Raw genomic sequence first — 21,015 nt, 5'->3', positions numbered from 1 at the left:
AAAAGGCAAGGCCCGGGCGGCTTCGGTGGTGGCGGGCGGGGCCGGGGCGGGATGCCGCGCCCCCTTGCCGCCCCGGTCGCCGCCGCCTAGTGTCGGGCCGAGACGACGGAGACCCCCATGAGCCCCAAACGCAGCATCTTCGAAGAGGTCGGCGCCGAAAAGCCTGCCATCCCCACCGCCCCCAGGGGCGGGCTGATCGACGCCCGCCCGAAGGGCGCGCGCGCCGCGATCCGGGTCTGGCTGTTCGCGCTTTTCGCGCTGGTCGCGACGATGATCGCGCTTGGCGGCGCGACCCGGCTCAGCGATGCGGGGCTCTCGATCACCGAATGGAAACCCGTCACCGGCATGGTGCCGCCGCTGAACGAGGCCGACTGGCAGGCCGAATTTGGCAAATACCGGGCGACGCCGCAATTCGCGCTGGCGAATGCGACGATGGATCTGGCCGGGTTCAAGGCGATCTATTGGTGGGAATGGGCGCATCGCGCGCTTGGCCGGATGATCGGCCTTGTCTGGGCGGCGGGCTTTGCGGGCTTTGCGCTGACGCGGCGGATCCCGAAGGGCTGGGGGCTGCGGCTCTTCGGTCTGGGCGTGCTCGGCGGGCTGCAGGGCGCGATCGGCTGGTGGATGGTCAGCTCGGGGCTGGGCGAGGGGATGACCTCGGTCGCCTCTTATCGCCTCGCCGTGCATCTCGGCATCGGCTTCACCATCCTCGGCCTGATCGCCTGGTATGCGCTGCTGCTGGGCCGCAGCGAGGCCGAGCTTTTGCAGGCCCGCCGTCTGGCCGAGCCGCGGCTGTTCGGCATGGCGACGGGGGTGCTGCATCTCGCCTTCCTGCAGGTGCTGCTTGGCGCGCTGGTCGCCGGCATCGACGCCGGGCGCGGCTTCACCGACTGGCCGCTGATGGGCGGGCAATTCCTACCGCCCGAGCCGTTCTCGCTTTCGCCGCTGTGGCGCAACTTCTTCGAAGACCCGGGGCTGGTGCAGTTCGACCACCGGATGATCGGCTATCTCGTGCTGATCTTCGGCGCGGTCACCGCGCTGCGCGGCCGCCGCGCGGCCCATGGCGCGACCCGCACCGCCTTCGCCTGGATGGGCGCCTGGCTGCTGGTGCAGGTGGCGCTTGGCATCGTCACGCTGATCCATGCCGCGCCGATGGCGCTTGGCCTTGCGCATCAGCTGGGCGCGGTGATGGCCTTCGTTCTCATCCTGCGCGCGCGTTTCCTCGCGCGATACCCGCAGGTGCAATCCATCAGGGGGGGAGCAAGATGACGGCATTTCAGGAGCTTGTCGCGTTCCAGCGCGAGACCGAGGCACTGGCCAGCATCGCCGAACGGCTGGGCTGGGACCAGGAGACGGTGATGCCCCGCGGCGCGGCCGAACAGCGCGCCGAGGAGACCGCCGCGCTCGAATCCGTGCTGCACGCCCGCCGCACCGATCCGCGGATCGAGGACTGGCTTGCCCGGGCCGAGGCGGAAACGCCGTTCGAGGCGCGTTTCCTCGACCTTGCCGGGCGCAGCTACAACCGCAACACCCGGGTGCCCGCGCGTCTGGCGACGGAACTGGCCCGCCTCACCTCGCTGTCGCAAGGCATCTGGGCCGAGGCGCGGGCCGAGGAAAACCCCGCCGCCTTCGTGCCGGTGCTGAAACAGGTGCTGGCGCTGAAGCGCGAGGAGGCCGAATGCCTGGCCGAGGGCGATCTTTACGATGCGCTCCTTGACGATTACGAGCCCGGCGCGACCCACCGTTCCCTTGGTGCGATGTTCGACCGGATGCGGCCGCGGCTTGTGGCGCTGCGCGAGCGGGTGCTCGGCGCCGAATTCCGCCCGCCGGTGCTCGATCAGGTCTTCCCCGAGGCGGCACAGCTGCGTCTCGCCCGGATCTGCGCCTCGGCCTTCGGCTATGACTGGAGCTGCGGCCGGCTCGACATCGCGGTGCATCCCTTCTCCTCGGGCTCGGGGCGCGACGTGCGCATCACCACCCGCGTGGTCGAAAGCGATCCGTTCAACTGCCTCTACTCGACGATCCACGAGACCGGCCACGCCTGCTATGAGCTCGGCATCGACGAGGAATACGCCTTCACTCCGATGGGGCATGGCGTGTCGATGGGCGTGCACGAAAGCCAGAGCCGGATCTTCGAGAACCAGATCGGCCGCTCGGCCGCCTTCACCGGCTGGCTCTATCAGCGCATGACCGAGGCCTTCGGCGATTTCGGCATCCGCACGCCCGAGGCCTTCCATGCCTGCGTGAACCGCGTCACCCCGGGCTTCATCCGCACCGAGGCGGACGAGCTGCATTACAACCTGCACATCATGATGCGCTTCGATCTCGAGCGCGAGCTGATCGCCGGGCGGCTTGCGGTCGACGACCTCGAGGAGGCCTGGAACGCGCGGTTCGAACAGGATTTCGGCGTTGCGGTGCCCACGCCCTCGCAGGGGTTCTTGCAGGACGTGCATTGGGCGGTGGGGCTCTTCGGCTATTTCCCGACCTATGCGCTTGGCAATGTCTATGCCGGCTGCCTGCACCAGACGCTGCGCGCGGCACTCCCCGATCTCGACGCCTCGCTGGCCGGTGGCTCGGCGCGGCCCGCGACCGAATGGCTGCGCGAGAGCCTGCATCGCCACGGCGGGCTGCGCCCGCCGGTCGAGACGATCGAGGCGGCCTGCGGCTTTGCCCCGACGGAAGGCCCGCTGCTCGATTACCTCGAGGCGAAATTCGGCGCGATCTACGGGCTGTGAGCGCGACAGGGGGGGCTGCCTGCCCCCTCGCGCGGGCTCAGCCGCAGCCGGATGCCGTCCTTGCCGCGCACCGTCAGATGCGCGACCGGCACCGGCACCGCGCCCGCCACCGTCTCGAAGCGGAAGGCGCGGATGAGCAGCGACAGCAGCAGCGGCCCCTCGGCCATGGCAAAGCCGGCGCCCGGACAGACCCGCGGGCCGGTCGAGAACGGGATATAGGCGCAGCGCTGCGCCTCCTTGCCGTTCTCGCTGTCCCAGCGGGCCGGGTCGAAACCATCGGGGTTGTGCCAGATCCGTTCGTGCCGGTGCAGGTGCCAGGGGCTGATCACCACCTGCGCGCCCCTCGGCACAGGTCGCTCGCGGAAGGTCTCGGGGCAACGCGCCTCGCGCACGAACATCGGCACCGGCGGGTAGAGCCGCAGTGCCTCGCGGAACACCGCCCGGCTGAGCTTCAGCCGGTTCAGGATTGAGAAATAAGGGATTTCCTCGCCAATGACCGCATCGGCCTCGGCCGCAACCCGGTCCTGCCAGTCGGGGTTCTGAGCAAGCAGATAGAGCGACCAGGCGAGTGCCGAGGCCGAGGTCTCGTGCCCGGCGAGGAAGAAGATCGCCACCTGATCGACCATCTCGGCGGTGCCGAAGCGGGCGCCCGTCACCGGATCGGGGGTGGTCATGATCTTTGTCGCGAGGTCATCGGGCGCGGTGCCCGCCGCGATCTCGGCCGCGCGGGCGGCAGTGAGCTGCTCGATCAGGGTGCGGATCCGGGCGGCGGTGCGTTTCGTCGCGCGCGAGTGAAAGCGGGGGAACCAGCGCGGCAGCGGCAGCAGCGCGCCGAGATTGACCACCGGCGAGGCGTTCTGATGGGTGCGGAACTCGTGGAAGACGGCCGAGGCAGTGGCATCCTCGATCGGGATCGAGAACAGGGTGCGGAAGATCACATCGGCTGCGGCATGCGATGTTTCCGATTCGATTTCAATCGGTTCCGGGCCGATCTTTGCACGAAGTCTGGCGACGCAGGCCTGGCCCGCCTCCCACATCGCGGGGAAGGTGTCGCGCAGGCGTCCGCCCTCGAAGGCCGGGTCGATGATCCGGCGCTGGCGCAGCCAGGTCTCGCCATTGGTCAGGAACACGCTGTCGCGCAGCAGCGGCGCCAGCCCCTCGCGCACCCGGTCGGATTTCGGGAAATCCATCGGCCGCTCCTTCAGCACCCGGGCGACAAGCGCGGGGTCGTTGCACAGGAAGGAGCGGAAGAAGGGGGTGCGGAACTCGGCCATCCAGGCGCGGTAGAGCCGCGCGGGCTGGGCCGAGAGGATATCGGCGCGGAACAGGCGGAAATAACGCCAGAGCGACACCTTGTCGGGGCGAGGGGCGGGTTTCGGGGGCAGCGGTGCGGTCATGCGATCGTGGTAAAGCGGTTCCCGGCACGCTCAATGCGGCTTTTTGACGGGGGGCGGTCGCGGAAGCGCTCGGCCAGCGTCTGCGGGCCGGCGGTGATGCGGAAGTAATCGTAGTCGCCGGGCCGGTCGAAGGCACACAGATACTGGAAATGCAGCCGGAAGAAGCGCCAGCGCAGCGCCTTCCAGCGTTCGGGGCTGAGGGTCTGGGTGAAGGCCGCCGACAGGATCAGCGGCTGGAATTGCTCGGGCGGTGCGACGCCCGTCACCTTGACCGGATCGCACAGCGCAAAGGCACAACCGTCGCCCGGCGCGGTGACATCGACCCAGGTCAGTTCGGGCCGCGCGCCAAGGAAGGCGAGGTCGGCGCGCAGCCGGGTGGCGCGGGGCAGGAAACTGACCATCGGCACGACCTGGCCGAGCGAGAGGAAGGCGAGCGCCGGGCCCGTGGCGGGCACGCGGCCCGAGCGGATCAGGTCGGAGAGGATCGAGACGGCGAGATGCGCGCCCGAGCTGTGGCCGACGACCAGCACCTCGTCCCAGTCCTCGGTCAGGGCCTGTGCGATGGTGTCGGCGAAGTCGGCCATCCGCGCCTCGAGGCGCGGCGGGTTGGCGCCGCCCCACCGCGCGGTGAAGGCATAGTCGTGCATCAGGTAATAGGCGTAGAACTTGCCGTCCTTCGCCCGGAACCAGCGCAGCGTGAGGGCCAGCACGGCGGCGCCGACGGCCAGTCCCGCAAGGGCCCGGAACGGGAAGGGCGGCAACAGCGCCAGCAGCGCGGCCGCGATGGCCCAGCCGAGCAGCGCGCCGACAAGGGCCTGGGCCAGCAGGGCGAAGATCGGGTAGAGCGCGGCGATGATCGGCCCCTTGCGCAGCCGCATCAGGCGAAACAGCGCGCCCGAGCCGATATAGGCCCAGGCGGTGCGGAGAAGCTGCGCATAGGTTTCGGGGATCGAGGCGCCCATGCTGTCGCGCACGATGTCGGACCAGACCAGCACCTCGACCGCGGCCTCGACCGTCTCGCCCGCCTGCACCGACTGCACGCGCCAGCCATAGGGGCCGCCGCCACGCTTTGGGGCGAGCGCGATCTCATAGCCCGAGATCCCGGCCTGCGCGGCGCCTTCCTTGCGGTAAAGCTCGCGGTAGCGGCGCGGGTGGATCGGGTCATAGCCCGGGATGTAGAACACCCGGCGCCGGCGCACGCGGCGCGCCTCCTCTGTCTGCGGCTGATCTGCGGTCATGCGGGCCCCGGTTTTTTCCGAGACTAGCGGGCAAAACGGCCGAAGGTAAGGGATTAACCCTGCCAGCGGGCGAGATGACGGCGGATCGCGGCGATGCGCTCGGGCGCGGCCGGGTGGGTGGCGAGCCAGGCGGGCATCGCTGTCGCCCCGGTCAGCGCTTCGAGCTTCTCGAACAGCGCGATCTGCGGGCCGGCGCCATAGCCCGCCTTGATCAGCAGCGCGGTGGCAAATTCATCGGCCTCGAACTCGTCGCGGCGGCTGAGTTTCGCGGCAAGGGCCGTGGTCAGCGTGTTGGCGATCCAGACGCCGGCGAAGGGGATCATCCGGCCGAGAACGCCGGTCAGCACGGCGCGCAGGGCGTTCTGTCCGGTGAAGTCGATCATCCGCCGCCGGGCATGGCCGCGCGCGACATGGCCCAGTTCGTGCGCGATGACGGCGCCGATCTCCTCGGCGCTGACCCGACCCTCGCGGTACAGGCGCAGGAACCCCTCGGTCAGGAAGACGCGGCCGTCGGGGGCGGCAAGGCCGTTCACCGCCTCGACCTCGTAGACATGGACGGGCACGGTGGCGACGCCAAGCGCGGCGGCGAGGCGGTGGAGCACCGGGGCGAGGCGGCTGTCGTTCAGCCGGCGCGATTTCGCGTCGAGCGAGCGGGCAAGGCTGCGTGCGGAAAACTGCCACAGCGCGAGGCCATAGGCGAGCATCAGCAGGATGGGCAGAAGGCGCAGCAACATGGGGCCGATGTGGGGACTTGGGCCGGGGGCGTCAAGCGCCGCCGCGCGCGTTCGCGCGCAGCGCATGCCACAGCCACGCGCCAAGGGCGAGGGCCGCGGCGCCGGCGCCGAGGAAACCCACGGCGTTTGCCGCAAGATCGGCCGCCGCCTGCAGGTTCGCCCCGAAGACGATGCCCAGCCCGACATAGGCCGCGACCCAGAGTGCCTCGCCCAGCAGATCGGCAAGGGCGAAGCGCGGATGGGCAAAGCCCGAGGCGCCCGCGGCAAGGTTCACCCAGGGGCCGAGCGCGGAGAACAGCCAGCGGCTGAGGAAGACCGTGACGGTGCCGCGCCGGCGCAGGCTCGCCATCGCCGAGGCGATCAGATCGCCGCGCCGCGTGCCCGGTGCCGGCAGGAAGTTCCCGGCGCGGCGACCGAGCAGGAAACCCAGCTGGTCACCTGCCACCGCGCCGGCATAGGCGGCTGCGGCCACCATCGGCAGCGACAGGTCACCCGAGGCGACGAAGGCGCCCGCCGCGATCATCATCAGTGACGAGGGCACCGGCAGCGCCAGACAGCTGAGGAAGGTGGTCAGCCCGAGCAGCACCGGCCCGTAGAGCGGCAGCTGTGCGAGGAACCAGTCGGACAGGTCGGCGAGGCTCATTTCGGCGGCTGGTCCGGATCGGCGCCGGGGGCGAGCGGGGGGAGTGTCGGCAGCACCGCCGTCAGCTCATCCAGAAGCTGCGCCACCGGAATGCCGCGGTCGCGCGCGATCTCCTCGAGCGAGCGCCGCGCGCCCTCGCGGGGGCCCAGCACCGCATCGAGTGCGCCGTTCGGCAGGTGCCAGCTGCGCGCGAGATAGCCCGGCGTCATCCAGGGCTCGGGCATCTGCCGGTGATGCGCGGGGTTCGACCAATAGAGTGCCCGCACCACCATCCGCCCGCCGAAGAAGGCGGTCAGCCCCACGGCCAGCGCAAAGGCGATGACCACGAGGCGCTGCTCGTGCCAGAGCCGGGCGAGGGCGGCGCGCAACCTCATCCGAGGGTCCGCATCGCACGGGTGATGCCGTCGAGGGTCAGCGGGAACATCCGCCCCTCGAATTCGCGCTGCACGATGCCGATCGAGGCGGTGTAGCCCCAGTGCCGCTCGGGCACCGGGTTGAGCCAGGCATGCGCCGGCCATTGCTCGCGGGCGCGGGCAAGCCAGAGCGCGCCGGGTTCCGGGTTCCAGTGCTCGTTCGCGCCGCCCGCATGGGTGATCTCGTAAGGGCTCATCGAGGCGTCGCCGACGAAGATGCACTTGTAGTCGGGGCCGAAGCGATGCAGCACCTCCCAGGTCGGCGTGACCTCGTCCCAGCGGCGCTTGTTCGACTTCCACACCCCCTCGTAAAGGCAGTTGTGGAAATAGAAATGTTCGAGATGTTTGAACTCGGCGCGGGCCGCCGAGAACAGCTCCTCGACCAGCTTCACATGCGCATCCATCGAGCCGCCGATGTCGAGAAACAGCACCACCTTGACGGCGTTGCGCCGCTCGGGCCGGGTCTTGACGTCGATGTAACCCGCCTCGGCCGAGGCGCGGATCGTGCCGGGCAGGTCGAGTTCCTCATGCGCACCGGCGCGGGCCCATTGCCGCAGCCGCTTCAGCGCCACCTTGATGTTGCGCGTGCCGAGTTCGACCGTGTCGTCGAGATCCTGGAATTCCCTCTTGTCCCAGACCTTTACGGCCCGTTGATGACGTGACTTGTCCTGCCCGATGCGGACCCCCTCGGGGTTGTAGCCATAGGCGCCGAAGGGCGAGGTGCCGGCGGTGCCGATCCATTTCGAGCCGCCCTGGTGGCGCTCCTTCTGCTCGGCCAGGCGCTGGCGCAGCGTCTCCATCAGCTTGTCGAAACCGCCAAGCGCCTCGATCGCCGCCTTCTCCTCGTCGCTGAGGTGCTTCTCGGCGAGCTTCGCCAGCCAGTCGCCGGGCAGATCGAGTGCCTCGAGCACCGCCTCGGGGGCGATCGCCTCGATGCCCGAAAAGGCCTCGGCGAAGGCGCGGTCGAAACGGTCGAGGTGGCGCTCATCCTTCACCATCGTGGTGCGGGCGAAATAGTAGAAACCGTCGAGATCATAGGTGCACAGCCCCGCCGCCAGCCCCTCGAGAAAGGCCAGGTATTCGCGCAGCGAGACGGGCACGCCGCCGCGCCGCAGGGCTTCGAAGAAGGGCAGGAACATCCGCGCCTCACACCATCCGGTTCAGCACGATGGTGACGAAAAGCCCCGCAAGCGCAAGGAGAATGCCGAAGACCGCCGCATATTGCAGCTGGTCGAGCCCGTTGCCGCCGCGTCGCCGCGCCCGTGCCGCACCGATCAGCGCGCCGATCACCAGCCCTGCCAGAATATACATCCCGCCTCCCCGGATGCGGCCGGGCAGCGCCGGCTCAGTTCACCTGCGCCCCGGCCCCGGCCAGCGCCGCCACCTCGGTGGCGCGGGCCCGCACCGCGGCGTCCGAGCCAAAGCCATAGCGTGCCCAGTGCTGCGAGTCGAGCCAGGCGGCCTTGGCCCCGGCGCTGTCGCCAAGCGCCTCGCAGGCCTCGGCGCGGATCATGGATAGTGTCGCGGTCAGCGCGGCGTTCTCGGCCGTGCGCGCGGGCGGCAGGGCGCGTTCGCTCAGTGCGCGCGCCTCGCCGGGCTGGCCCGAGGCAAGGGCAAGGGCCGCAAGCTGCATGTCGACATGGGCGGCCTGCACCGCGGCGCCGGGCGTGGCGCGGAAGATCGCGCCGGCGGTGCGGAAGGCCGACAGCGCCCCCTGCGGGTCGTCCTTCAGGCTGAGCCGGCCGAGCGCGAAGAGGGCAAAGCCCGTGCGGCTGTCATTCCAGCCCTCGGCGCGGGCGATCGCGACCGCCTGGGCGGCTGCGGCCTTGCGCCGGGCAGGTGTGCCGGTGCCGAAGGCCGTGTCGATCGCGCGCGAGAAGCGCTGCGGCGTCGGATCGGCGGGGAGCGGCGTGACGGCGCCGCCCGCGGGGTTGATCCGGGCGAGCACGGCGGGCAGCCGCGCCACCACCTCGGCCTCGGTCATGCCCGAGGACAGCTCGGGCGCATAGGTCGCGCGCAGGATCAGCATGTCGTGGCGCGTCAGCACCGCCTGGAAATTGTCGTCGTTCCAGATCGAGTCGGGCAGCCGGTAGAGGTCGTTCAGCGGGCCGAGCGCCTGGCTGACCTCTTCGTGCAGGCAGTCGCGCAGCTCCTGCGGGCTGGCCTCGGCGGGGATGAAGACGGTGGCATCGCGACGCACCGTCTGCGTCGCCCAGTCGGTCGCGCGGTCGCGCCGGCGGGCGCGGTAATCGTCCCAGCCCGCGACATTCGGCACCACGAAGCAGGCGGCGCCGGGCACTTCGGCCTGCAGCACCCGTTTCGGCACGAACTCAAGGGTGATCCGGTTCGCCCCGCCAAGGCCGGTGCCGATCGCGATGCCGGCCTCGCTGCGCAGTCGCGCGGTCAGACGGTCAAGCTCGGCGGGCGCATTGGCGGGCACCGCGCCGGCGAAGGAGATGCTCACGGGCCCCTCGAAGCGGGTGAAGACGGGCAGGGCACGCCCGGTTTCCAGCGCGAAGGACAGCTCGCGGAAGTCGCGGGCGAGGGCGGCGTTCGAAAGCTCGCCGGGCCGCGGCGTCGGGACCGGCGTGTCGAGCGGCAGTTCGGCACTCACCGCCCCGGCGCGGCTCGGCGGCGTTTGCGGCGCAGGACCGGCGCAGGCGGCAAGCACGACCGCAAGCGCGAACGCCACAAGGGCGTGCCGCGGTGCGGCATGCAGCGCGCGCGGCGTGGAAGATGTCGGACGCATGGCCGTCGTTCCCCGGGTGCAAACGATTGCGGTGCCTCAGCTTCGTCCGGCAAGCCCGTGGCTCGCAAGCAGAAATGACGGCCCCGAGGTGATGCCGCCCGGCGATTGCGGCACACTGGTTGCGAAACTGGCCCGAAATTGTCCTTCCGGCGGAAACGCCGGTTGGCCGGTTCCGCCGAATCATCGCTGCGCTGCCATGCCGCCGGCGGCGGCGTTGCAGCGGCGGAAACAGTCCGCGCAGCATGGCTGCGGCAGTCGGTCCCTTTCATCCCCCGGTGATCGCGCAACCAATCCGTCCGTTCGGGAGGCATTGTTGCGCCGTCACGGTGTGGGGCGCGTCGAATCGCATGTCCACGCCGGGCCCTCGCGATCGTGTCACCGCGGCGTCACCTCTCGCCTTGAACCCGGGCGTTCAAATCGCTACCTTGGGGACAACTTGAAATCGGAGGGCGTGCAATGGCGCCCAGGCGTCCCAGGTCTGCGGGCGCGTTCCCGAAAACGGTAGAGCCGACCGCGACCGTCCCCGCCGAGAAGGGCGAGCTTTATGCTGCGCTCGATCTTGGCACCAACAGTTGCCGGATGCTGATTGCCCGACCGAAGGGCGATCAGTTTCAGGTGGTGGACAGCTTTTCCAAGGCGGTCCAGCTCGGCCAGGGGCTTGAAGCCTCGGGCCGCTTGTCGCGTTCATCCATGGCGCGCACGGTGCAGGCGTTGCAGATCTGCCGGCGCAAGATCGAATCCCATGGCGTGAAACGGATGCGACTGGTCGCGACCGAGGCCTGTCGCCGCGCCGGCAATGCCCGCGATTTCATCCGCTATGTGCGGCGCGAGACCGGCCTGCCGCTTGAAATCATCCCGCCCGAGGAGGAGGCACGTCTTGCCGTGATCTCCTGCGCCTCGCTCGTCAGCCCGCGCACTGAACAGGTGCTGGTGGTCGACATCGGCGGCGGCTCGACCGAGCTTGTCTGGATCGATATCTCGAAGGTGCCGCCGGCCGACCGGGCGCGGGCGATCATGCGGATGTCGGGGGCGGGCGGGTTCCGCGCGCTCGAAGGCCCCGAGCCCTCGGCGCGGGTGGTCGACTGGATCTCGGTGCCGCTTGGCGTCGCCACGCTCAAGGACCAGTTCGCCGATGTCGAGGACGACGCGGCGCGTTTCGCGCTGATGAGCTGGTTCTTCGAGGAGAAACTGGCCGATTTCACCCCCTACAGCTCGGGCAGTCCGCAAGAGGGGTTCCAGATTATCGGCACCTCGGGCACGGTGACGACGGTCGCCGCCTGTCACCTCGGGCTGAAGCGCTATGACCGCACCCGCGTCGACGGGCTGGCGATGTCCTCGGCGCAGATCGACGCGGTGATCCGGCGGTTCCTGCAGCTTGGCCCCGAGGGCCGGCGCGCCGATCCGCGCATCGGGCGCGACCGGCACACGCTGATCATGTCCGGCGCGGCGATCTTGCAGGCGCTGATGCGGGTCTGGCCGACCGACCGGATGTCGGTTGCCGACCGGGGTCTGCGCGAGGGGCTGCTTTACGCCCAGATGGCCGCCGATGGCGTGCTCGAAGAAATGCCGCCGATCTGAGGGGCAAGGAGAGAAAAATGGCGAAGACACCCTCCGGAAAGAACAGCTCGGGCCGCGGCCAGCGCGAATTGCGCGTGCGCGTGAAGACGGCGAAGGGGCGCAAGCTCAGCTCGACGCTCTGGCTCGAGCGGCAGCTGAACGACCCCTATGTCGTGCGGGCGAAGAAGGAAGGCTATCGCGGCCGCGCCGCCTTCAAGATCCTCGAACTCGACGACAAGTTCCGCTTCCTCGTGCCGGGCGCGCGGGTCGTCGACCTTGGCTGTGCGCCGGGCGGCTGGTGCCAGGTGGCGGTGCAGCGGGTGAACGCGCTTGGCGAGAAGTCGGGCAAGAAGGTGGGCACCGTGCTGGGCGTCGACCTGCAGGAGGTGACGCCGATCACCGGCGCCGAGATCCATCAGCTCGACTTCCTCGAGGATGACGCCGACGAGAAGGTGAAGACCTGGCTTGGCGGCAAAGCCGATGTGGTGATGTCGGACATGGCCGCGGCGGCCTCGGGCAACCAGCAGGTCGACCACCTGCGCATCATCACCCTGTGCGAACACGCCGCCTATTTCGCCTTCGACGTGCTCGAGGAGGGCGGCACCTTCGTCGCCAAGGTGCTGGCGGGCGGGGCCGAGCAGGAGCTGCTGACCATCCTCAAGAAGAATTTCACCAAGGTCGCGAACGTCAAGCCGCCGGCCTCGCGCAAGGACAGTTCCGAGAAATTCGTGGTCGCGCAGGGCTTTCGCGGCAAGCGCCACGAGGGCGGGGCGGAAGATGGGGAAGAGCCTGCGACCTAAGTCGTAAGGCACCCCCGCGCGGGGGCATTTACACTTGCCCCGAACCGGCTATCCTTTCGTGCCTGACGCATCGGAAAGAGGGGAGGCTTTTCGCCATGCCGTCGATGAACACCATGCAACGCAACCATGCCGACATCGTGCAGTCGGTGGTGACCTCGCCGGCCGCGCTCGGCCGGGCGGGTTTTGCGGCAAGCTGGCGCCGCTCGCTCATCCATCACAAGCTCGACCCGGCGACGCAACGCCCGATCGAGCGGTTGTCGACGCCCGAGATGCGCGCCCGGCGCGAGGCGGCGGGGCTTCTGGTGCGGGTGGCGAGCCCGGTGCTCGACCGGCTCGCCCGCGCCGCTTGCGACGCGGGCTGCACCGTGCTTCTGTCCGACGCGCAGGGGCTGATCCTGGATGAGCGCGTGCGCGACGGCGACAAGCGCGAGTTCCACGCCTCGAACCTTGCGCCCGGCACCGACTGGTCGGAGGGGGCCGAGGGCACGAACGGCATCGGCACCTGTCTGGCCGAGGGGCGCGCCGTCACCGTCTGGCGCGACCAGCATTTCCGCTCGACCAACACCGGGCTGACCTGCATGGGCTCGCCGGTCTTCGGCGCGACCGGCGAGCTCGCCGGGGTGATCGACATTTCCTCGGTGCGCGACGACATGGCCGAGGGCTATGCCCGGATCGTCGCCCTCACCGTGCAGGACGCGGCGCAGCGGATCGAGGCGGATCTCTTCCGCGCCTCCTTCGAGGGGGCGCGGATCCTCTCGGCCGGGGCGGGCGAGAACGCGCCGCAGGGCGTGATGCTGCTGGCGCTCGACCGCGACGATCTGGTGATCGGCGCGACGCGCGCGGCGCGGCGCCACCTCGGCATCGAGGACAGCGCCATCGGCCGGCTGCCGGCGGATGATCTGTTCAGTGGGCAGACCACGCGCGGCGGGCTCGAGGAGGCGCAGCGCGCCGAGATGGCGCGGGCACTCGCGCGTTCGGGCGGCAACGTCTCGGCCGCGGCGCGCGATCTCGGCATCGGCCGCGCCACCTTCTACCGCAAGGCGAAGGCGCTCGGGCTGCAGGTCTGAGCGTCACAGCGCTGTTCAGAGTGCGGTGAGGTCGAGCACCCGCGCCTGCGGGCAGGCTTCGCGTGCGATCTCGCACAGGTGGCGGTGGTGGGTCAGGTAGATCACCTGGCCGTGGTGCGACATCTGCCCCAGCAGGGTGAAGGCCGCGGTGGCGCGGCCATCGTCGAAGGTTTCCATGATGTCGTCGGCGACGAAGGGCACGGTCGGGCGGCTGCGGGCGAGTTCCGCATAGCCCGCGATCCGCAGCGCCAGGTAAAGCTGGAACCGCGTGCCCTTCGACAGATCCGCCGCGAGCTTCGCCCCGCCCGCGGCGGGCAGCGCCACCAGCCGTTCCTGCGCGCCGTCGGGTTCGGCCGAAAGCCCGGCATAGGCGCCGCGCGACAGCGCCGCGAAGGCCTCTGAGGCGCGGGCGAGCATGGCACTGCGATGGCTGTCGCGATAGCGCCGCAGCGCGGTCTCGAAAGCGATCAGGCCGAAGCGGGCGGCCAGATGGGCGCGGCTGTCCTCGGCCAGCGCATTGAGCAGGTTCGCGCGCTCGGCCTCGATCCGCGCCACGGCATCGTCGCCGCCCACCGCCTCGAGCCGCCGGCGTGCCTCGCGCAGCGCGGCGAAGCTTTCCTCGGCTACGGCGCGGGTGGTCGCGGCGGCGCCCTGCAGTGCGGATTCGCGCGCGGCAAGGGTGGCGTCATCGTCGTCCCCGGCCTCCGGCTCGGGCTGCGCGGCAAGATCGCGGGTCAGCCGCGCGATCTCGCTGCGCAGCGCGCTTGCCCTGCGGCAGGCCGCCAGATGCGCGGCCAACTCGCGCCCGCGCAGCATGGGCGCACCGAGATGGGCGGCGATCCCGGCTTGTCCGGCCTCGTTCGCCAGCTGTGCGGCGCTGTCTGCGTCCTGCGCCTTGCGCAGGGCGGCCAGATCGGCGCCGAGACCTTCGCGCTGCCGCTCGATCTCCTCGGCGCGGCGCAAGCGGCCGGTCAGTGCCGTCCAGGGCGCGTCGTCGCCCATGCCCAGACGGGTGCGCAGATCGGCGAGCGCCGCGCGGAAACGGTCGCGGTTCGCCTCCATCTTCGCGATCCGATCGGCGAGTGCCGCATGGCTTGCGGCCTCCTGCCCAAGCCGCTCGAGCAGATCGAGCATCCGGCCCAGCCCCTCGATTTCGATGGGCTCGGCGGCGAGCGGCGTGTCTGCGGTCTGCGCGGCCCAGTCGGTATCCCATGCCGCAAGCTGCGCCGCGGCCTGTGCCAGCGCCTGCGCGCGGCGCAGGGCGGTTTCGCGTGCGGCCTCGGCAGCGCGGTCGAGATCGGCGATCCGGCCTGCGGCCTCGACCCGGGCGAGCGCCTCGGCGCGCAGCGCAGCAAAGCCGCCCGGGGCCGGCACCGGCTGTCCCAGCAGCGCCGCAAGCGCCTGCGCGGCGGCGTCGACGGCCGCGCTGGCGCGTGTGGTCTCGGCCTCGGCGGCGGCGAACTTTGCCTGCGCCGCAAGCGCCGTCTCGCGCGCCGAAAGCCACGACAGCAACGCGTCGAGCCCGGCGCCGGAGAGGCCGAGCGCTTCGGTCACCGCCGCCACCTCGGCCAGATGCGCGGTGCGGGCGGCCTGTGCCGCGCTCAGCGCCGCCGTGGCCCGGTCGCGCGCGGCGGCCGCACGGACCTGAAGCCGCGCCGCGGCCAGCCGGTCGGCCGCCTCGGCGGTGATCCGGTCATCGGCACGCAGCGCCGCCTCGAAGGCGCGGGCACTCTCATGGGTCAGCGTAGCCAGATGCGCGGCCCAGAGCGCCTCGCGCCGGCTGCGCGCGGCATCGGCATCGGCTGCCGGGGCGGCTGCCGTTTCGTCGGGCGCGGGGGCGGTCGCCGCAAGCGCGCGGGTGGCATCGGCGAGAGTGGCGCGGGTCGTCTCGGCTGCCGCCTGCCAGGCGGCGAGCTGCCACGGCGCGGGCACGGCAAGGGCGGCCAGCGCCTCGGCATCGCCGCGCCAGGGCGCCAGTGCGGCAAGCGCTTGCGCAAGGTCTGCGCGCGCGAGGTCTTCGGCGCGACGGGCGAGCGCCAGCGCGGCCGCCGGATCGTCGCGGCCGATCTGCGCGAGCAGGGCGGTCAGCGCGCGCGCATCGCTGCCGGCGCCGGCGGCGGTGCGGCGCGCTTCGGCTTCGGCCAGGGCGGTTTGCGCGGTCTCGGCCTCGGCCCGGGCGGCGGCCACGGCCGCCTCGTGGCCCGAGCGACGGGCGAGAAGCGCGCGCAGGGATGCCAGCCGGGCGGGGCTGAGCAGAAGGCCCGCCACCGGCACGCCGGCCTGGCCAAGCGCCGCCTGCGTTGCGCGCAGGCTCGCCTCGATCTCTTGCGCCGCGTCGATCCGGTGCGGCAGATCGGCCAGCGCGGTGTCATGCGCCGCGCGCAGCCCCTCGGCCGCGGCCAGATCGGTGGCGAGCGCCAGCACCGCCGGATCGGGGGCGAGGGCCGCGAGCCGGTCCCCGAGCGTTTGGCCCTGTGCCGCGGCGGCGGCCAGACGGCTGTCGATGCCAATCCGCGCCTCGGTCAGCGCGCGCAGCTGTTCGTCAAGCGCCGGGTCGGCCTCGGGCAGGGCGGCGAGGGGGGCAAGCTCGGCCTCGGCGGCCACAAGGCGGGCGCGCAGCGGCCGCGCGGTGCGGGTCGCGCGGGCGGCGGCAAGGGCCGCATCGGCCGCATCGGCGGCGGCCTTGGCGCGGGTCCAGCCGTCTTCCGCCACCACCACCTCGCGCGCCAGTTTCTGTGCCGCCGCTGCGCTGGTGTCGAGATCGCGCCGCGCCCGGTCGAGCTCGGCCAGCCGCGCCTTCGCCTCGCGAACCGCGCCCTTGCGCTTGCCCGGTGCGTGGAAGGCGTCGAGGTCTGCCCGCATCGCCTCGAGTTCGGGGCCGAGGCCCGCGAGCCCGGCGCTCGCGGAAAACAGCATCTCGCCAAGGTCGCCGCGGCTGGCAAGGATACTCTCGCCGCCGCGTTCGAGCGTGTCGTCGTCGAGCGAGAACATCGCGCCATAGCCCTCGCGGCCCAGCCCGCCAAGCGCCGCCTGCAGCACGGTTTCCGGCAGGGCCGCGCCATGGGCATCGAGCAGGCTGCCCGTGCCGCGTTTGATCCGGGTGAGGGCGAGCGGCCCGGCCTCGGTGCGGATCGTGGCGCCGATGCGCATCGTCGGGCCCGGATGCAGGAAGTCATAGCGGCTGCGCAGCGGGATGCCGAACAGCAGGTCGAGCCAGGCCGAGAAGATCGTCGATTTGCCGGCCTCGTTCGGGCCGAAGATGACATGCAGATCGGCGCCGCCGGGCGTGGGCGCGGGGAAGTCGAGCACGGTGTCGGTGAAGCGGCCGTAGCGCGCGAGGTCAAGCCGGTCGAGCCGCATCAGCCTTCCTCCCCGCCGGGGGCGAGACGGGCCAGAAGCTGTGCCGTGCCGGTGGCGAGAAGCGCGGCACAGGCGGCGTCAAGCGCGGCCTCGTCCTCGCCCAGAAGGCCGCGCAGCTCGGGCGGCAGGTCGTGCAGCAGCTCCTCGGCGGTCTTGCGCAGCTGCGCGGCAAGGCCCGCGTCGCGGGGCAGATCGTCGTTCAGAAGGCGCAGCAGGTCGGCGGGCAGGCGGCCGGCCTGCACATCGCCACCGCTCACCCGGGCCTCGAGCTTGTCGATCCAGACCCCGCCGATCGCCTCGGCGGCGGCGCGCGCCTCCTCGGTCACCCGGTCGAGGTCGCGCCCGATCCGCCAGGCAAGCGGCGTCACGCCGACAAGAACCGGGCGCAGCACCAGCGCCGTGCCCGCGGCGCCGGCGGCCGCGTCGCGCAAAGCCGACGCCAGCCGGCCGGGCAGGGCGGCCCAGTCGGCGATGCCGCTCAGGTCAAGCTCGACCCGCTCGAAGCGCAGCGGCGCGACGGCGCGCGGCTCGGTCGTCACCGTGCCATCGTCAGCCACGGTGACGAGGGTGACGGTCTTTTCCCCGCTTTCGCCGATGTCGCGGCCCTGCGGCATGCCGGGCATGACGACGACCGAGCGGCCGCGGTATTCGGCGCGGCGGTGGATATGGCCAAGCGCCCAGTAGTCATAGCCCTGCGCATCCAGATCGGCGACCGCGCAGGGGGCGTAATTGTCGTGCCCGGGGCTGCCGTTCAGGCTGGTGTGCATCATGCCGATGTTGACCGCGCCGGGCACCGGGGCGGGATAGCGCGGCAGCAGGCTTTCGGGCGCACTCTCCTGCGCGAAACTCAGCCCGTGCACGGCGATGGTGCAGCCCGCCGCCTCGAACACTTCGGTCGCGGCGCGGCCGCCGAAGACATGGGTGCCGGGGGGCGGCTCCAGCTCGCGCGTGACCTTCGACATCGCGTCATGGTTGCCGCGGATGAGGAAGCTGCGAATCCCCGCAGCCCCCAGGCGGGCAAGCTCCTGCCGCAGGAACCGCGGCGTCTTCGCCGAGCCCTGCGCGCCGTCCCACAGATCGCCCGCGATCAGCAGTGCATCGACCGCTTCGGCAAGGCACAGATCGACGATCCGGCTCAGCGCGGTGCGGGTGGCGGTGCCGACCTCTTCGGCCAGCGCCGGATCGCGCAGCGCCAGCGACACGAGCGGCGAGTCGAGATGCAGGTCGGCGGTATGGACGAAACGGACTGCCACGGCGGGAGGGGGCCTTTCGGAAACCGGGCCAGAAGACCAGATCGGGGCAGGGCGAGGCAAGCGGAAAGCGCAGCCGGCGCGCAGGCGGAAACCCCCGCGGCGGCACCGCGCTCCATTGACGGCGCGGGCTCGATCTGCGATGCCGCTCGCCTCTGACGAAGGAGAGCATCATGCAGGACAAACTGCCCGAGCGCCCGGAACTGGATCTGCTGATCGTCGTCACGGAGCTGCACGCCGAGCGCGGTGCCGTCGACCGTGCCGCGCTGCAGGTGGTGGCGCGGGGTCGTGGGCTCGAGGTGGCGCGGCCGCTGCCGGGGCTGATCGGCGCCGGCCTTGTCACCGAGATCACCCGCCGGCCGTCCTTCCTGAAGCGCCTGTTCGGCGCCCGTGACGAGGTGGTGCTGGCACCGACCGAGGCCGGACAGGCCCTGATCGCCGCGCTGAACGGCGAGACGGTGATCGAAGCTGCAGCGGCCGAACCGGTTGCCGCCGAGAGCGTCGCGCCGGAAATGCCTGTCGTCGTCGAGGCGGCCCCGGAAGAGGTGCCCGTCGAGGCCCCGGCCGTCCCGGAGGCTGCACCGCTGGAGCCTGCGCCGTCTGCGTCGGAAGCCCCGGTGGCCGAGATTGCGGTGACCGAGCCGCTGGTCGCGCAAGCCGCGGCCGTCGAGGTGGCGCCGGTCGAACCGGCCGCCGAAGACATCCCTGTCGCGGCCGCACCGCCGCGCCCGACGCCGGCCCGCGCGCGGGTGATCGGCTTCACCGAGGAGCTGGGCGGCGCCCCCGAGGAAGCGCCGCCGATCGCCCCCGTTGCCGTCGATCCGGCGGTGATGGACGGGCTGCGCGAGCTGCTCGAAAGCCTCGGCATGGAAATGACCATGGCCGGCGAGGCGCTGATCGGCACCCGTATCGCGCAGGGCTTCTCGGCCGGCGAGGCACTGTCGCAGCTGGTGCTCTTCGCCTTCGCCCATGCGATCCGCCATGACATTCTGTTCCATGGCGAGATGCGCGCGCTTGGCCTGTCGGAATATGCGATCGAGGTGATGCGCGAGGTCGAGAAGCTGCGCGATGCGGGCGAGGTCGGCGAGGCGCGCTTCGAGGAGGACATGCGGGCCCTTTGGGCGTTGCTCGAGGAGGCGCCCGATCGCGATGCGCGTCTCGATGCGCTGCTTGCCGATCCGGTCGGCGGCGCCGCGCCGGTGGCGGTGCTGCCCGAGGATCTGCGCAGCGCCGAGGAAACGGAAGAAGAGGACGAGGGCTTCTGAGCCCCGTCCTTTTCCGCAACTTCCGGGTTTCTGCGCCTGCACCTGTCTCAGCCCCGAGACAGTCTGCCATTCGGGGCACGCATTGCGGCTATGCAACTCGGGAAAGCTGGCGCACCCTGATCGCATCGCGGGTCGTGGAGGACCCGCAGCATTCAGGGAGGAAATCCAGATGGCAACCGACATGTCGGCCGAGTTCAAGGGCGTGATGGTGTCGCCGTTCAAGGCGCGCTACGACAACTTCATCGGCGGCAAATTCGTGCCGCCGGTCAGCGGCAAGTATTTCGACAACATCACCCCGATCACCGGCGGCAAGATCTGCGAAGTCGCCCGTTCGGACGCCGCGGATATCGAGCTGGCGCTTGATGCCGCGCATGCCGCGAAGGATGGCTGGGGCACCACCTCGGCCGCGCACCGCTCGAACGTGCTGCTGAAGATCGCCGACCGGCTCGAAGCGAACCTCGACCTGCTCGCCGCCGCCGAGACCTGGGACAACGGCAAGCCGATCCGCGAGACGACCGCCGCCGACATCCCGCTCTCGATCGACCACTTCCGCTACTTCGCCGGTGTCCTGCGCAGCCAGGAAGGCACGATGTCGGAAATCGACAACGACACCGTCGCCTATCACTACCACGAGCCGCTCGGCGTCGTCGGCCAGATCATCCCGTGGAACTTCTCGATCCTGATGGCGGCGTGGAAACTCGCCCCGGCGCTGGCTGCCGGCAACTGCGTGGTGATGAAGCCCGCCGAACAGACCCCGGCCGCAATCATGGTGCTGGCGGAACTCATCGCCGACCTGCTGCCGGGCGGCGTGCTGAACATCGTCAACGGCATGGGCCCGGAAGTCGGCGCGCCGCTGGCGAAATCGCCGCGCATCGCCAAGATCGCCTTCACCGGCTCGACCGCGACCGGCCGCAAGATCATGCAGGCCGCGACCGAGAACCTGATCCCGGTCACGCTGGAACTGGGCGGCAAGTCGCCGAACATCTTCTTCTCGGATGTGATGGCGAAGGATGACGCCTTCCTCGACAAGGCGGTCGAAGGCTTCGTGCTCTTCGCCTTCAACCAGGGCGAAGTCTGCACCTGCCCGTCGCGTGCCCTGATCCAGGAAGACATCTACGAGGCCTTCATCGAGCGCGCCATCGCCCGCGTGAAAGCGATCAAGCAGGGCGACCCGCGCCTGATGGAGACCATGGTCGGCGCTCAGGCGAGCCAGGAACAGCAGGACAAGATCCTGTCCTATCTGCAGATCGGCCGCCAGGAAGGCGCCGAGGTGCTGGTGGGCGGCGACGCCGCGCGCTTCAACGGCGAGCTGTCGAACGGCTTCTACATCCAGCCGACGATCCTCAAGGGCCACAACAAGATGCGCGTGTTCCAGGAGGAAATCTTCGGGCCGGTCGTCTCGGTGACCACCTTCAAGGACGAGGCGGAAGCGCTGCATATCGCCAATGACACGATGTATGGCCTCGGCGCCGGCGTCTGGTCGCGCGACATCAACACCTGCTACCGCTTCGGCCGCCACATCCAGGCCGGGCGCGTCTGGGTCAACAACTACCACGCCTACCCGGCCCACGCGGCCTTCGGCGGCTACAAGCAGTCGGGCATCGGTCGCGAGACCCACAAGATGATGCTCGACCATTATCAGCAGACCAAGAACATGCTGGTCTCCTACAATCCGAACAAGCTGGGCTTCTTCTGAGACCTCCCCAGCCCAGCGGGGCCGCCCCTTCGGGGGCGGTCCTCTTTTCCGGACACCTCCCCCCTTTCCGTCCGGCTCGGCCGTCCGCCCCGCGGGCGGCCTTTTCGTTGC

17 protein-coding genes are annotated in these 21,015 nt (G+C 70.7%); 7 read left to right on the top strand and 10 right to left on the bottom strand.

Features of this window, described 5'->3' with window-relative positions; translation table 11 throughout:
- Window positions 1-117 precede the first annotated feature (117 nt).
- On the top strand, window positions 118-1,269 hold the full coding sequence (gene ctaA / locus EOW65_RS02620) for a heme A synthase (RefSeq protein ID WP_128147445.1): 1,152 nt from the start codon (window positions 118-120) through the stop codon (window positions 1,267-1,269).
- Window positions 1,266-2,735 carry a carboxypeptidase M32 gene (locus EOW65_RS02615; RefSeq protein WP_128147444.1) on the top strand — a complete coding sequence of 490 codons (1,470 nt, stop codon included), beginning with the start codon at window positions 1,266-1,268 and terminating at the stop codon, window positions 2,733-2,735. The genes ctaA and EOW65_RS02615 overlap by 4 nt, the downstream gene beginning before the upstream one ends.
- Here EOW65_RS02615 and EOW65_RS02610 read toward each other — a convergent pair.
- The 8 genes from EOW65_RS02610 to EOW65_RS02580 are packed head-to-tail and all read right to left on the bottom strand — an operon-like array spanning window position 2,723 to window position 9,909.
- Window positions 2,723-4,132 carry a cytochrome P450 gene (locus EOW65_RS02610; protein WP_128147443.1) on the bottom strand — a complete coding sequence of 470 codons (1,410 nt, stop codon included), beginning with the start codon at window positions 4,130-4,132 and terminating at the stop codon, window positions 2,723-2,725. The genes EOW65_RS02615 and EOW65_RS02610 overlap by 13 nt on opposite strands.
- The gene (locus EOW65_RS02605) at window positions 4,129-5,370 is read right to left on the bottom strand and encodes a hypothetical protein (protein ID WP_128147442.1); all 1,242 of its coding nucleotides are present in this window, start codon (window positions 5,368-5,370) and stop codon (window positions 4,129-4,131) included. The genes EOW65_RS02610 and EOW65_RS02605 overlap by 4 nt, the downstream gene beginning before the upstream one ends.
- A 53-nt stretch (window positions 5,371-5,423) precedes the next feature.
- On the bottom strand, window positions 5,424-6,101 hold the full coding sequence (locus tag EOW65_RS02600; RefSeq protein ID WP_128147473.1) for a M48 family metallopeptidase: 678 nt from the start codon (window positions 6,099-6,101) through the stop codon (window positions 5,424-5,426).
- A gap of 34 nt (window positions 6,102-6,135) precedes the next feature.
- Window positions 6,136-6,747 (bottom strand): DedA family protein, encoded by a 612-nt coding sequence (locus EOW65_RS02595; protein WP_128147441.1) that lies wholly within the window; start codon window positions 6,745-6,747, stop codon window positions 6,136-6,138.
- Window positions 6,744-7,121 carry a hypothetical protein gene (locus EOW65_RS02590; protein WP_128147440.1) on the bottom strand — a complete coding sequence of 126 codons (378 nt, stop codon included), beginning with the start codon at window positions 7,119-7,121 and terminating at the stop codon, window positions 6,744-6,746. The genes EOW65_RS02595 and EOW65_RS02590 overlap by 4 nt, the downstream gene beginning before the upstream one ends.
- On the bottom strand, window positions 7,118-8,299 hold the full coding sequence (locus EOW65_RS02585) for a vWA domain-containing protein (protein ID WP_128147439.1): 1,182 nt from the start codon (window positions 8,297-8,299) through the stop codon (window positions 7,118-7,120). The genes EOW65_RS02590 and EOW65_RS02585 overlap by 4 nt, the downstream gene beginning before the upstream one ends.
- Before the next feature lie 7 nt (window positions 8,300-8,306).
- Window positions 8,307-8,471 (bottom strand): hypothetical protein, encoded by a 165-nt coding sequence (locus EOW65_RS19870; RefSeq protein ID WP_164879965.1) that lies wholly within the window; start codon window positions 8,469-8,471, stop codon window positions 8,307-8,309.
- A gap of 34 nt (window positions 8,472-8,505) precedes the next feature.
- The gene (locus EOW65_RS02580) at window positions 8,506-9,909 is read right to left on the bottom strand and encodes a DUF2927 domain-containing protein (protein WP_128147438.1); all 1,404 of its coding nucleotides are present in this window, start codon (window positions 9,907-9,909) and stop codon (window positions 8,506-8,508) included.
- Between the two features lie 456 nt (window positions 9,910-10,365).
- On the opposite strand from EOW65_RS02580, the gene EOW65_RS02575 reads away from it, so the two are divergent.
- The 3 genes from EOW65_RS02575 to EOW65_RS02565 all read left to right on the top strand — a co-directional run bounded on the left by EOW65_RS02575 (window position 10,366) and on the right by EOW65_RS02565 (window position 13,333).
- Window positions 10,366-11,487, top strand: coding sequence for a Ppx/GppA phosphatase family protein (locus EOW65_RS02575; RefSeq protein ID WP_128147437.1), 1,122 nt, complete (start codon window positions 10,366-10,368; stop codon window positions 11,485-11,487).
- A 17-nt stretch (window positions 11,488-11,504) separates the two neighbouring features.
- Window positions 11,505-12,266, top strand: coding sequence for an RlmE family RNA methyltransferase (locus EOW65_RS02570; RefSeq protein WP_128147436.1), 762 nt, complete (start codon window positions 11,505-11,507; stop codon window positions 12,264-12,266).
- A gap of 104 nt (window positions 12,267-12,370) precedes the next feature.
- The gene (locus EOW65_RS02565) at window positions 12,371-13,333 is read left to right on the top strand and encodes a GAF domain-containing protein (RefSeq protein ID WP_240664459.1); all 963 of its coding nucleotides are present in this window, start codon (window positions 12,371-12,373) and stop codon (window positions 13,331-13,333) included.
- 15 nt (window positions 13,334-13,348) lie between these two features.
- Here the strand turns inward: EOW65_RS02565 and EOW65_RS02560 are convergent, their stop codons facing one another.
- Both EOW65_RS02560 and EOW65_RS02555 read right to left on the bottom strand, forming a co-directional pair.
- Complete coding sequence (locus tag EOW65_RS02560) at window positions 13,349-16,693, bottom strand: YhaN family protein (protein WP_128147435.1); 3,345 nt, start codon at window positions 16,691-16,693, stop codon at window positions 13,349-13,351.
- Window positions 16,693-17,946 carry a metallophosphoesterase family protein gene (locus EOW65_RS02555; RefSeq protein WP_128147434.1) on the bottom strand — a complete coding sequence of 418 codons (1,254 nt, stop codon included), beginning with the start codon at window positions 17,944-17,946 and terminating at the stop codon, window positions 16,693-16,695. The genes EOW65_RS02560 and EOW65_RS02555 overlap by 1 nt, the downstream gene beginning before the upstream one ends.
- A 170-nt stretch (window positions 17,947-18,116) precedes the next feature.
- On the opposite strand from EOW65_RS02555, the gene EOW65_RS02550 reads away from it, so the two are divergent.
- A complete protein-coding gene (locus EOW65_RS02550; RefSeq protein WP_128147433.1) occupies window positions 18,117-19,208 on the top strand; it encodes a hypothetical protein in 1,092 nt (363 codons plus the stop codon).
- A gap of 169 nt (window positions 19,209-19,377) precedes the next feature.
- On the top strand, window positions 19,378-20,904 hold the full coding sequence (gene adh / locus EOW65_RS02545) for an aldehyde dehydrogenase (protein ID WP_240664458.1): 1,527 nt from the start codon (window positions 19,378-19,380) through the stop codon (window positions 20,902-20,904).
- Window positions 20,905-21,015: the final 111 nt, after the last annotated feature.

It is taken from the genome of Paenirhodobacter ferrireducens (assembly GCF_004022265.1).
Lineage (GTDB): Bacteria > Pseudomonadota > Alphaproteobacteria > Rhodobacterales > Rhodobacteraceae > Rhodobacter > Rhodobacter ferrireducens.
Note: the sequence above shows the minus strand (reverse complement) of the source record. Positions and strands in the feature narration are given on the sequence as shown.

What these genes read in the sequence shown, in the direction of transcription:
- ctaA (WP_128147445.1), top strand. Translation starts at nt 118, where the DNA reads ATGAGCCCCAAACGCAGCATCTTCGAAGAGGTCGGCGCCGAAAAGCCT.
- EOW65_RS02615 (WP_128147444.1), top strand. Translation starts at nt 1,266, where the DNA reads ATGACGGCATTTCAGGAGCTTGTCGCGTTCCAGCGCGAGACCGAGGCA.
- EOW65_RS02610 (WP_128147443.1), bottom strand. Translation starts at nt 4,132, where the DNA reads ATGACCGCACCGCTGCCCCCGAAACCCGCCCCTCGCCCCGACAAGGTG.
- EOW65_RS02605 (WP_128147442.1), bottom strand. Translation starts at nt 5,370, where the DNA reads ATGACCGCAGATCAGCCGCAGACAGAGGAGGCGCGCCGCGTGCGCCGG.
- EOW65_RS02595 (WP_128147441.1), bottom strand. Translation starts at nt 6,747, where the DNA reads ATGAGCCTCGCCGACCTGTCCGACTGGTTCCTCGCACAGCTGCCGCTC.
- EOW65_RS02590 (WP_128147440.1), bottom strand. Translation starts at nt 7,121, where the DNA reads ATGAGGTTGCGCGCCGCCCTCGCCCGGCTCTGGCACGAGCAGCGCCTC.
- EOW65_RS02585 (WP_128147439.1), bottom strand. Translation starts at nt 8,299, where the DNA reads ATGTTCCTGCCCTTCTTCGAAGCCCTGCGGCGCGGCGGCGTGCCCGTC.
- EOW65_RS19870 (WP_164879965.1), bottom strand. Translation starts at nt 8,471, where the DNA reads ATGTATATTCTGGCAGGGCTGGTGATCGGCGCGCTGATCGGTGCGGCA.
- EOW65_RS02580 (WP_128147438.1), bottom strand. Translation starts at nt 9,909, where the DNA reads ATGCGTCCGACATCTTCCACGCCGCGCGCGCTGCATGCCGCACCGCGG.
- EOW65_RS02575 (WP_128147437.1), top strand. Translation starts at nt 10,366, where the DNA reads ATGGCGCCCAGGCGTCCCAGGTCTGCGGGCGCGTTCCCGAAAACGGTA.
- EOW65_RS02570 (WP_128147436.1), top strand. Translation starts at nt 11,505, where the DNA reads ATGGCGAAGACACCCTCCGGAAAGAACAGCTCGGGCCGCGGCCAGCGC.
- EOW65_RS02565 (WP_240664459.1), top strand. Translation starts at nt 12,371, where the DNA reads ATGAACACCATGCAACGCAACCATGCCGACATCGTGCAGTCGGTGGTG.
- EOW65_RS02560 (WP_128147435.1), bottom strand. Translation starts at nt 16,693, where the DNA reads ATGCGGCTCGACCGGCTTGACCTCGCGCGCTACGGCCGCTTCACCGAC.
- EOW65_RS02550 (WP_128147433.1), top strand. Translation starts at nt 18,117, where the DNA reads ATGCAGGACAAACTGCCCGAGCGCCCGGAACTGGATCTGCTGATCGTC.
- adh (WP_240664458.1), top strand. Translation starts at nt 19,378, where the DNA reads ATGGCAACCGACATGTCGGCCGAGTTCAAGGGCGTGATGGTGTCGCCG.